10 protein-coding genes and 1 tRNA gene are annotated in these 11,315 nt (G+C 52.6%); 9 read left to right on the top strand and 2 right to left on the bottom strand.

Features of this window, described 5'->3' with window-relative positions; all coding sequences use genetic code 11:
- From D6694_04535 to plsB, 7 genes are all read left to right on the top strand, one after another.
- The coding region (locus D6694_04535) for a serine/threonine protein kinase (GenBank protein RMH45582.1) at nt 1-630 on the top strand (630 nt) is incomplete at its 5' end.
- Between the two features lie 13 nt (nt 631-643).
- The gene (locus D6694_04530; protein ID RMH45581.1) at nt 644-1,120 is read left to right on the top strand and encodes an FHA domain-containing protein; all 477 of its coding nucleotides are present in this window, start codon (nt 644-646) and stop codon (nt 1,118-1,120) included.
- 39 nt (nt 1,121-1,159) lie between these two features.
- Nucleotides 1,160-2,080: an SPFH/Band 7/PHB domain protein gene (locus D6694_04525; GenBank protein RMH45580.1), complete on the top strand. Its 921-nt coding sequence runs from the start codon at nt 1,160-1,162 to the stop codon at nt 2,078-2,080.
- Complete coding sequence (locus D6694_04520) at nt 2,080-2,559, top strand: NfeD family protein (GenBank protein ID RMH45584.1); 480 nt, start codon at nt 2,080-2,082, stop codon at nt 2,557-2,559. Before D6694_04525 ends, D6694_04520 begins: the two co-directional genes overlap by 1 nt.
- A gap of 193 nt (nt 2,560-2,752) precedes the next feature.
- On the top strand, nt 2,753-4,273 hold the full coding sequence (locus D6694_04515) for an acyl-CoA ligase (AMP-forming), exosortase A system-associated (protein ID RMH45579.1): 1,521 nt from the start codon (nt 2,753-2,755) through the stop codon (nt 4,271-4,273).
- A gap of 12 nt (nt 4,274-4,285) precedes the next feature.
- Nucleotides 4,286-5,512: a pyridoxal-dependent decarboxylase, exosortase A system-associated gene (locus tag D6694_04510; protein RMH45578.1), complete on the top strand. Its 1,227-nt coding sequence runs from the start codon at nt 4,286-4,288 to the stop codon at nt 5,510-5,512.
- Nucleotides 5,509-7,998 (top strand): glycerol-3-phosphate 1-O-acyltransferase PlsB, encoded by a 2,490-nt coding sequence (gene plsB / locus D6694_04505; GenBank protein ID RMH45577.1) that lies wholly within the window; start codon nt 5,509-5,511, stop codon nt 7,996-7,998. Before D6694_04510 ends, plsB begins: the two co-directional genes overlap by 4 nt.
- 52 nt (nt 7,999-8,050) lie before the next feature.
- On the opposite strand, the gene nfuA is transcribed toward plsB, so the two are convergent.
- Nucleotides 8,051-8,644, bottom strand: a complete 594-nt coding sequence (nfuA, locus tag D6694_04500; GenBank protein ID RMH45576.1) for an iron-sulfur cluster biogenesis protein NfuA — start codon at nt 8,642-8,644, stop codon at nt 8,051-8,053.
- 126 nt (nt 8,645-8,770) lie between these two features.
- Nucleotides 8,771-8,847, bottom strand: a tRNA-Pro gene (locus D6694_04495).
- Nucleotides 8,848-8,970: 123 nt separating this feature from the next.
- Between D6694_04495 and folP the strand changes: the two genes are divergently transcribed.
- Together folP and D6694_04485 are read left to right on the top strand one after the other, a co-directional pair.
- Nucleotides 8,971-9,816 (top strand): dihydropteroate synthase, encoded by an 846-nt coding sequence (folP, locus tag D6694_04490; protein ID RMH45583.1) that lies wholly within the window; start codon nt 8,971-8,973, stop codon nt 9,814-9,816.
- 12 nt (nt 9,817-9,828) lie between these two features.
- Complete coding sequence (locus tag D6694_04485; protein ID RMH45575.1) at nt 9,829-11,163, top strand: phosphoglucosamine mutase; 1,335 nt, start codon at nt 9,829-9,831, stop codon at nt 11,161-11,163.
- The last annotated feature ends 152 nt before the right edge of the window (nt 11,164-11,315 follow it).

Here is an 11,315-nt window from a genome sequence, read left to right as displayed (position 1 = left end):
CGACATCCAAATATTGTCACTATCTATGATGTCGGCGAGGAAGGTGATCTGTCCTACATTGCCATGGACTATCTCAGCGGCTCGCCTTTGTCCGAGTTTATCGAGGAGGACAAGCGACTGCCTCCGTCTCATGTGTTCAGCTTGCTGGCGCAGGCCGCCGATGGTTTGGCTTACGCGCACGAACAAGGCATCGTGCACCGAGACATCAAGCCCGCTAATCTTATTTATGATGCCACGAATGAACGGTTGGTCATTACGGACTTTGGCATTGCGCGCCTGACCGATGAAAGTCGGACCAAAACAGGCACCATTGTTGGTAGCCCCAACTATATGTCGCCAGAGCAAATTGAAGGACGCGATGTAGATGGCCGGTCGGACATCTTTTCATTGGGTGTGACGCTGTATCAGCTGTTGAGTGGTCAGCTGCCATTCCAAGGAGATAGTTTGGCGGCGGTTGCGTACGCCATTGTCAAACAGGAGCCAGAGGACATTAGCCGCTTGGTGAACGGCTTGCCGCGAGGCACGTCCACGATGCTCAAACGGGCGTTGGCCAAAAAGCCAGAAAAACGTTTCCCTTCCGCTGATTTGATGGCGGAGGCTTTGCGCAAATTGGCCGCCGCGGGTCGATGATCGAGGAACACGATTGCAACCATTTGTCTCGCCGCGGCGTCTATTGTCAACAAAGACCTCTGGACGTCAGGCTGGATTTTGTTATCGTGTCTCAATCGTAAAACACAGATGTCAGGCTTTGGAGGTCAGTGTGGCGAAGTTGGCACTTTTGGTCGATGGTGTGGCCGTTAAACAGTTTGATCTGACGAGCGGAGAAGTGACCATTGGGCGTCGCAGCGATAACGACATTCACATAGATGATTTGGCCGTCAGCGGTCGTCATGCGCGCATTGTGGTGTTGCCCGATCCTTATCTTGAGGACGTGATGCGTTGCGAACTGCATGATTGTGGGAGTACCAATGGCACATTTCTCAACGAAGTGCAGATCACCAAGCCCACCATTTTGCGACATGGAGATGTCATTCGGATTGGATTCCAGCGTTTTAAGTTTATTGATGAAAAAGCACCAGATTTGGAGCGGACAGCGGTGATGCTGCCGGATGAAGATTAATACGCGTGTTTTGTAGCGAAATATGTCTAGGAGGGAACGATGAGTTGGATTGTGATTTCATTGGTTTTGTTGGCCGTGGTCATTGTATTCAATGGTGTCAAAATTGTGCCGCAAGGTTATGAATATACGCTTGAACGCTTTGGCCGTTATGTGCGCTCACTTAAGCCTGGCCTGCACCTGATTGTGCCAATCATTGAACGTGTCGGCGCGAAAGTGAACATGATGGAAAATGTTTTGGATATTCCGGAGCAGCAGGTCATCACAGAAGACAATGCCACGGTGACCATTGATGCGGTGTGTTTTTATCAGATTATGGACTCGGCCGCGGCCACTTATGAAGTGTCCAACCTTGAACGCGCCATGCAAAACCTGACCATGACCAATATCCGGACAGTGTTGGGCGCAATGACGCTTGACGAAGCCTTGTCGAATCGTGACGAAATCAACGCGCGAATTTTGGCGATTGTGGATGATGCGACCAATGCTTGGGGCGTGAAGGTGACACGGATTGAGATTCGGGACATCCAGCCGCCAGCTGATCTCATTGATGCGATGAATAAACAAATGAAAGCGGAGCGGCTAAAGCGGGCTCAGATCCTCGAGGCGGAGGGTTTAAAGCAATCTGAAATTTTGAAAGCGGAAGGTGAGCGGCAATCTCAGATCTTGAAGGCGGAAGGTGAAAAGGAGGCTGCATTCCGAGAGGCTGAAGCGAGAGAGCGTCTGGCGGAAGCGGAGGCAAAAGCCACCCAAATGGTGTCTGAGGCGATAGCGCAAGGCAACGTTAATGCGATTAATTACTTTGTGGCGACCAAGTACGTTGAGGCCTTGAAGGACATCGCTTCGGCTGATAATAACAAACTCATTTTCATGCCGTTGGAAGCCAGTTCAGTGATCGGTTCTCTTGGCGGCATCGCAGAGTTGGCGAAAGAAGCGATGCAGAAAAATACTGGAGGCCAATGATGGAATTGGATGCGCTGCTGTCGTCGGCCAGATACTGGCACTGGGCGGTTGCCGGTTTGATTCTACTGGCGCTGGAAGTCTTTGCGCCTGGCGCCATCTTTATGTGGCTGGGAATTGCCGCATTAGTGGTCGCGATCGTGTTGGGTATGGTGCCACACATGGGTTGGGAATGGCAGTGGACGCTCTTTTCTATTTTATCCATCGTCAGCATTGTTGGTTGGCGAATCTTTTTCAAAAAACACCCATTACCGGATGAGACCAGCACGCCGCCGCTCAATGAGCGAGGGCGTGAAATGTTGGGGCGTAAACTCACCTTGTCCAAACCCATCAAAAACGGCGTCGGACGCGTGCGTGTCGGTGACACTTGGTGGCGCGTTGAAGGGCCTGACTGTCCAGCAGGCACGACCGTTGTCATCACGGGCTCCCGAGGCGCTTCGTTAGTTGTGGAACCAGTGTCTGACCAGAACCGTCCTCGTTGATGGGCCATCGTGCGATTGCCATGACGCGTAATGGGCCATGCCACACTGGGCAAACAGAAGTGCGTGGCCCTCAACTGACGCACCTTCAGAATTGACCGGGATTGTGACGGCGTTGCGGCTTCACGAACGTTTTCGCTCTTATTGGCAATTTTTAAGGTAAAATGCGACCACTTTTTGTGCGAACGGACATGGCATGGTTGTCACAATCACAGATTTTGTCAAACGTTACGCGGCCGAGACGCCGGACGCCACGGCCCTGCTCTATCGAAAAGCCGCTTGTGACTATCAGCAGTTATGGCGAATGGCGAATCATTACTGTCATTGTGTCCGCGCACATGGCGTCAAGTCAGGCGATCGGGTGGCTGTCTACTTGCCTAAGCAAATTGAAACAGTTGCGTTGATGTTGGCCGTTTGGCAGGCCGGCGCCATTCTGGTGCCAATCAACCCGGCGCTTAAGCCGCGGCAAATCAGCCATATTGTCAGGGATTGTCAGCCCCGCCTGATTGTCACCAATGACGCTTGGGCAGCGCGTTTTCAGCAGGACTCGGCTGTCCCGGTCGTTGTGACCACAGTCACGGCGCTTGCCGCCATGCCAACAAATGGCGTTGATATTGGCGGAGACGTTTTGGAATCGGATCCTGCGGTCATTTTGTATACGTCAGGATCAACTGGGCGGGCCAAGGGTGTCGTGGCATCACATCGAAATCTGGTGTTGGGTGCCGAATCGGTGGCAAGTTATTTACAAAATCACGCCCAAGATACCCTGTTGGCGTTGTTGCCTTTCAGCTTTGATTATGGACTGTCGCAATTGACCACGGCGTTTTCGGTTGGCGCCAAAGTGGTTCTGCACAATTATTTGCTGCCGACCGATGTGCCGCGCATTTGTGCTGAGCATGGTGTGACGGGCATCGCAGCGGTACCACCGTTGTGGCGGCAGCTGGTCAATGTGGATTGGCCTGACGAGGCACGCAGCGCACTCCGCTACTGGACGAACAGCGGTGGTGCCATGTCAAAAGCGTTGCTGGACAAACTGCTGAGCCTATTTCAAAAAGCCGAACCTTACCTAATGTACGGATTGACAGAGGCGTTTCGTTCAACGTATCTACCGCCAGATCAGGTCAAGCAGCGGCCCACGTCGATAGGAAAAGCCATCCCCAATGCGAGAGTGCATGTCGTTGACGATCAGGGGCGTGAATGTGCGCCTGGCGTTGAGGGTGAATTGGTGCACCGCGGCCCGTTGGTCACGCTCGGCTACTGGAATGCACCGGAAGAAACTGCACAACGGTTTAAACCATGGCCTGGCACAACCGGAGTGTCTGAAAAGGCAGTCTTTTCCGGCGATCGTGTTTACCGTGATGAAGACGGTTATTTGTATTTTGTGGCGCGTGCGGATGAAATGATTAAGTGCAGCGGTTATCGTATCAGTCCGACTGAAATCGAAGAGGTTGCCTTGGAGTGTGACGGCGTCTTGAATGCTGTTGCCATCGGCCAGCCGCACCCGGAATTCGGGCAGGGTGTGTTGCTCATCGTGGAAAGCCCCGAAGATCCTGCCGCCATGAAAGACAAGCTGCTTGGCCATTGTCGACGTCACTTGCCAAGTTATATGGGGCCGCATGGACTGTTGGTCATGGCGACATTGCCGCGTAATGCTAACGGTAAGCTTGACCGAGCAGGTTTGCGGGCTCAATATCACGACTTTTTCAGTCGCACCTAGGGAGGCGCCATTGTGACGACGGCAGCAGAGTGTATTGCGCGGTTATTCCCAGACTCGGATAACGAGCTCGTGATCAGTGGCCGGCCTGTCAGCGCATGGATGCAGGCCATTGGCCGTTCGCCTGCCTATTTGTATAGCCGTGCGGTCATTGAGGCTCGGGTTCGTGAATTACGAGCGAGGCTTTCTCCGGACATTCATATCCACTACGCCGTCAAAGCCAATCCGAATCCAGCTGTGGTGCGCTTTCTTTTGTCAATGACGGATGGGGCCGACGTCGCAAGTGCTGGGGAATTGGCGCTCGCGCTTGATGCAGGCGCCAAGCCGGAGCACATCAGCTTTGCTGGGCCTGGCAAACGAAATGATGAATTGACGATGGCCGTTGCCAAAGGTGTGACGATTCATTGTGAGTCAGTCAATGAATTGGCCCGCATCAATAGGCTGGCGAGCGCGGCGAATACCACGGCCAAGGTTGCTGTGCGAGTCAATCCAGACTTTTCGGTGCGTGCCTCTGGTATGAAAATGGGCGGAGGGGCGCAGCCTTTTGGTATTGACGCAGAAATGGTGCCCGCGGTCTTAAGCCGTTGGCCAGAACATTGCCGCTTCATGGGATTTCACATATTTTCTGGTTCGCAAAACTTACATTTAGAAGCGATTGAACAGGCGTTAATGCAAACTTGTCGACTTGTCGACGCATTGGCTGCCCATGCGCCGGAGCCGCCCATTCTGCTCAACTTGGGCGGTGGTTGGGGCATTCCGTATTTTGCCAATGACAAACCGCTGGCACTGACCGAGCTCGCCGAGATCGTCAATCGCCATACCAGCCATTTGCGCCAACGTTATCCCTCAGCTCAGGTGATATTCGAATTGGGGCGATTTCTGGTTGGCGAGGCGGGCGTGTATGTGTGCCAAATTGTGGATATCAAATATTCGCGGGGGAAAAGGTTCTATGTTGTCGATGGTGGCCTGCATCATCATCTTGCCGCCAGTGGCAACTTTGGCCAAGTTATCCGAAAAAATTATCCGGTGGCGGTCATTAATCGATTGCGCGCCCCGGAGACTGAACCAACGAATGTGGTAGGACCATTATGTACACCATTGGATAAACTGGCTGAAAACTTGCCGTTGCCCGATGCTGAAGTGGGGGATTGGATCGGGGTGTTTCAGTCGGGGGCTTATGGACTGAGCGCGAGTCCAACGGCGTTTCTCAGCCATCCACGAGCCGAAGAAAGACTGTTATGAAACTTATCAGCACCATACGAAAATTTGTGAGCAACCTGATACGAAAGCCGCTGGTGTGGTGGGTCAATCTAAAACGAATTCCTGAAAATCCCGTTCAGGAACTTGGCATTGATCCGAACAAACCTGTTTTTTATGTGCTTGGTGCGCCATCGGCCACCAACTTGGCATTGCTTCGCCAGCAATGTGACATGGTTGGTCTGCCGTCGCCCATGCAGCCTCTGTGCAATGGATTTAACGAGCCATCTTATGCGTTTAGCGTTGGTCGAGGGTGGTTCTCCAAGGCCAAGCAAAAACGCCATCAGCGGCGGTTAAAAAAACTGGTTGAATACTTAATGTCGCATCCAGAGTGTGAGGTGCAAATTGTTCCGGTGGCGCTTTATTGGGGGCGTGCGCCGACGCGAGAAGCCTCATTTTGGCGTGTGCTTTTTCGTGATGTCGAGGATGCCAGCCGACTGCGTAAATTTTTCATTATCCTGTTTCAGCGGCGCCACACTTTTATCCATTTTTCCGCCCCTGTTGATCTTAAACAGGTGATCCGCCCAGTTCGAAGTGTTGACACCAACGCGCGCGTGTTGCGACGTGTACTGCGTGTCCATTTCCATCGGCAGCGCATTGCCGCCCAGGGAAGGCAAGTGACTGGAAAACGTCAATTGTTGGCGCCAGTGTTGGCATCGGACATGGTACGTCGAGCGATTCGGCGAGAGGCGGAAGTCAAAAAAATTCCAGTGGCGCAAGCGCGTAAAACCGCCATTAAATATTTTAATGAAATTGCGGCAGATTATTCCTATACCGTCGTTCGTTTTCTCGATCTGATACTCACAAAGCTCTGGAATAAAATTTATGACGGGATAGAAGTCAGAAACATTGAGCCGGTGAGAGCGTTGGCGACCACACATGAAATCGTTTACGTGCCTTGCCACCGCAGTCACATGGATTATCTTTTGCTTGGCTATACGCTGTATCACAATGGCCTGGTGCCTCCTCATATTGCAGCGGGCATCAATCTGAATTTCTGGCCGGTTGGTGGCATCCTCCGGCGGGGCGGCGCTTTTTTCATTCGGCGCAGCTTTCGTGGCAATAAGCTGTACAGCGCGGTTTTTCACGAATATTTGTACCAGCTCTTTACGCGTGGTGTGCCTGTCAAGTTTTTCCCTGAAGGTGGGCGAAGCCGAACGGGCCGTCTGCTTTCGCCAAAGACGGGCATGATGGCGATGACCGTTCAAAGTGCCATTCGAGGGGTCCGTCGACCAATTGCCCTGGTTCCTGTTTATCTCGGTTACGAAAGGCTCATGGAAGGCAATAGCTACGTGCGTGAGCTCCAAGGTGCCGAGAAACAGTCCGAATCTGTTGGGCAATTGTTAGGCGTGCGAAAGGCATTGAAAAAGGCCTATGGTCGCGCCTATGTGAACTTTGGCGAGCCTTTGGTGGTGACCGATTATTTGGATCAACATGCGCCCGACTGGAAAAAGTTGCGGGAAGCGGCCGCGCAGGCTGGTCAGGATGTGACGGAAATTAAAGCGAGTTGGCTCAGCCCGTTGGTTCGGCAGCTGGCCAATGAAATGATGCTGAGGATCAACGAAGCTGCCGTCGTCAACGGGACCAACTTCATCGCGACAACCTTGCTATCAATGCCGCGCAACGCGGTAGACTATCCAGTGTTGACCCGCCATCTCGACGGTCTTGCCAAGCTTGTGCGCGCTTTGCGCTATCACGATAGGAACATCCTCACAGAACAGTCGCCGGATGCCATGGTCGCTGAAAGTGAACGACTTGGCATGGTGCGCCGCTTGTGCTTACCACTGGGTGATATTGTCTATGCAGACAATCATGAAGCTGTGTTGATGACCTATTATCGCAACAACACTTTGCATTTGTTCGTTGCGGGTGGGGTGGTGGCTGCCGCGTTGACGCGTTGTTCGACCATCACCAAAGCAATGTTGGGTCAATTGGCAGAGACATTTTTTCCAATCGTGTCGCAAGAGCTCTTTGTCCGTGGAGATCCTGCTCAGTTTGCCACCCGTTTACAGACAACGGCCGATGAACTGGTGGCGCTTGGGTGGCTCAATCGTACCGAGCAAGGCTATGAGATCCCATCGGATGAGATGATCAACATCCATCTTGCGTTGCTTGCCCAGACGGTTCAACCAATGTTTGAGCGTTTAATGATAGTGTTGGTACTTCTTCAAAAAAACGCAGGAATCTCACGGGGCGAGTTGGAGCGCCGAGCGCAGTTGGTCGCGCAGCGGTTGAGTTATCTATACAAAGTGAATGCACCAGAGTTTTTCGACAAACGGCTTTTTGCCGCACTGTTACAGATTTTGCGTGAACGCCAGTGGGTCGTCGATGGTGACGATGGTGGCCTTCGCGCAAGTGATGACATTGATGCGCAGATCGCCATGACCGCAAAGATGGTTCGCCATGGTATGGAGCGTGCCATTCGGCAATCGGTGCGTGCACTACAAGAATGTGACTCGAGCTGTGCCTAAACTGCGACGAAAAAGGCCTGTCATTAGACAGGCCTTTTGGGTGAGTACGTGATTATGAGAAGTAGGGATTTTCTCCTGCAGCATGCTCGGTGATGTCGCGAACACCCTTAATTTCCCCTGGAAATCGTTCAAGCAAAGTTTTTTCCACACCTTCCTTGAGTGTGATGTCGACCATGCCGCACCCTTGGCATCCACCACCGAATTGGAGTATCACATACCCGTCATCCGTGATCTCTGTGACGTTGACCATGCCGCCGTGGCTCGCCAATTGCGGGTTGATTTCAGCTTGAATGACATATCTGACACGATCAATCAGCGGGGCGTCGTCTGAAACCTTGCGGACCTTGGCATTGGGCGCTCGCAGCGTCAGCTGTGCGCCAAGATTTTCCTCAACAAAATCGATCTCCGCGTCTTCGAGAAATGGTGCACTTTCTGGGTCGATATAAACTTTGAAACCGTCGTATGAGAATTCTAAATCCTGTGGCTCCACCGAGCTGCGCGGACAGTAGGAAACACCGCATTCCGCGTGTGGTGTCCCACCATTGACAACGAATACACGAATATTGACATCATCTTCTTTTTGTTCGGCAAGCAATTTGCGAAAATGCGCTTGCGCCTTTTCGCTGATTCGAATAATGGGTTCCATATCGGCCTCTCATGCGAAATTTTCCAGCCATTCTACCAGATAACCGGTCAGAGGCAGAAATCGTGGTGATACCTCGCGGATAATAACGACAGCAGGATCAAGGAATGTGTTCAAGGGAGAATTAACTGGTCGGAGTGAGAGGATTCGAACCTCCGGCCCCTACGTCCCGAACGTAGTGCTCTACCAGGCTGAGCTACACTCCGACAAAAGTTCCGACATTTCTTGAAAAAGCGCGCGAATTTTAGATCCTTTCATGCGTTGAGTGCAAGCGAATCGGGCAAAATTGGTTTATGATACGCGCAAAATCGCGTGATAAGGCAGATGAGATGCGTGTGTTTCAGTGTGGACGGTATTCGTTGTCTTTGGCAAAGCCTCTTGTCATGGGCATTGTCAATGTGACACCTGATTCGTTTTCGGATGGTGGGCGCTATCACTCAGTGGAACGTGCAGTCGCGCATGCACAGGATTTGATTGATGCCGGGGCCGATATTTTGGATGTTGGTGGTGAGTCCACGCGCCCCGGTGCTGCGCCTGTTTCGGTCGAGGAAGAGTTAGCGCGGGTCATTCCGGTTGTTGAACAACTGGCATCTTTGAACATGCCTGTTTCGGTGGACACGAGAAAACCTGAGGTGATGGCCGCGGCCATTGCCGCTGGGGCGAGCATGATTAATGATGTCACGGGGTTTTCGGATCCGAAGGCGCAAGCCATTGTTGCCGAGGCAGAGGTTGGTGTGTGTGTGATGCATATGCAAGGCACGCCCGAGACCATGCAAAAGAATCCGCACTATCACGACGTTGTCGCGGAAGTCAGTGATTATCTTGCGAACCAAGCAGAAATTCTGAAGACCGCCGGTGTTGAGGCGCACCGGATTGCGATTGACCCAGGTTTTGGCTTTGGTAAAACACTGACCCATAACCTGCAATTGTTGCGTGGCATCAAGCAACTGTGCGAGCTTGGTTATCCGGTCTTGATCGGGGTGTCGAGAAAATCCATGATAGGCCAAATCACCGGTCGTACGGTGACGGAGCGAATGGTGGGATCCGTGGTGGCAGCCTTACTGGCGGTCCAGCAAGGGGCGCACATACTGCGCGTCCACGATGTGGCGCAAACACGCGACATGCTCGCGGTGTGGCATGCGTATCACGATTCGCTTGAATGTCATGAGTCATGAGGAGAGTGTGAGGTGAGTCGTCGTTATTTTGGCACAGACGGTGTGCGAGGAAAGGTCGGCCATCCGCCGGTCACAGCGGATTTCGCGCTAAAACTGGGGTGGGCCACTGGTAAGGTGTTTGCCGGCCGAGGGCAAAACAAAGTGCTTATCGGCAAGGACACAAGAATATCCGGTTACATGTTTGAATCCGCGCTGGAAGCGGGGTTGGTGTCGGCTGGCATTGATGCCGTCATGCTTGGACCGATGCCTACGCCAGCCATTGCCTACCTGACGCGCACTTTTCGCGCTTGTGCTGGCATTGTCATCAGCGCCTCACACAATCCTTATTATGATAACGGGATTAAGTTTTTCTCAGAAGACGGAGAAAAACTTCCAGATGAGATTGAACAGGAAATTGAGCAGTGGTTGATGCGGCCAATGGACTGTGTGGAATCTGATGCCTTGGGCAAGGTGCGTCGTCTGCAGGATGCGCGGGGGCGTTACATTGAATTTTGCAAAAGTCGTGTGCCATCGGATTTCAGCCTCCAAGGACAAAAAATTGTTGTGGATTGCGCGAATGGTGCGACGTATCACATTGCGCCTGCGGTATTTGAAGAGCTGGGCGCAGAAGTGATCGCCATTGGGATTGAGCCCAACGGGCTGAACATCAATGAGCACGTCGGTTCGACGCATCCGGAGACACTTAAGCAAAAAGTGCTTGAAGTGGGGGCAGACCTAGGGGTGGCTTTTGACGGTGATGGTGACCGCGTCGTTATGGTGGATGATAAGGGTGAACTTCACGACGGAGATCATTTGTTGTATGTCTTGGCAGCTCATGCACAACGCCAAGGCCGTTTGGCGGGCGGTGTGGTCGGCACGGTGATGACAAACCTAGGGCTTGAACTTGCCTTTCGCAAGATGGACATCCCGTTTGCCCGGGCTAAGGTCGGTGACAGATATGTGATGGAAATGCTTAAACAGAACCGCTGGATGCTGGGCGGCGAGAGTTCGGGTCACATTATTTGTCGAGATTGTACGACCACGGGCGATGGCATTATCGCGGCGCTACGTGTGCTTGTGGGGCTTCGTGACTTGGGCCTGACGTTGGCAGAGGCAGGGCGTCGTTGGGAAAAGACGCCACAGGTGTTGAAAAATGTTCGTGTGAAAGAGCGGTTTGATCCTATGAGCAAGGAAGAGATTCAACGCTGTGTGACCGAAGTGACCCACCAATTGGGTGATGCTGGTCGGGTGCTGCTCAGAGCGTCTGGTACCGAGCCGGTCATTCGCGTCATGGTCGAGGGTCGAGACAAGTCAGCCATTGAAGAAATTGCTGATCAGTTGGTGGCAGTGGTGGCGCGATACGCTTGAAGCACTATCGCGCAGCCGTGCAACTGAAATGCAAAAACAGGCGGGGAATCGGGTGACCAGGTTCAGACAGATGTGAGACATTGAAGATATGAAAAAGGGGCCTCAAGAGAAACAGAAAAGAAAAAGAGGAGGCCCCGAGATGAAGGTTTTTG

Source organism: Gammaproteobacteria bacterium, from assembly GCA_003696665.1.
In the GTDB taxonomy this organism is placed as follows: domain Bacteria; phylum Pseudomonadota; class Gammaproteobacteria; order Enterobacterales.
The sequence above is the reverse complement of the archived record's forward strand: the minus strand, read 5'-3'. Positions and strand labels throughout refer to the sequence as shown.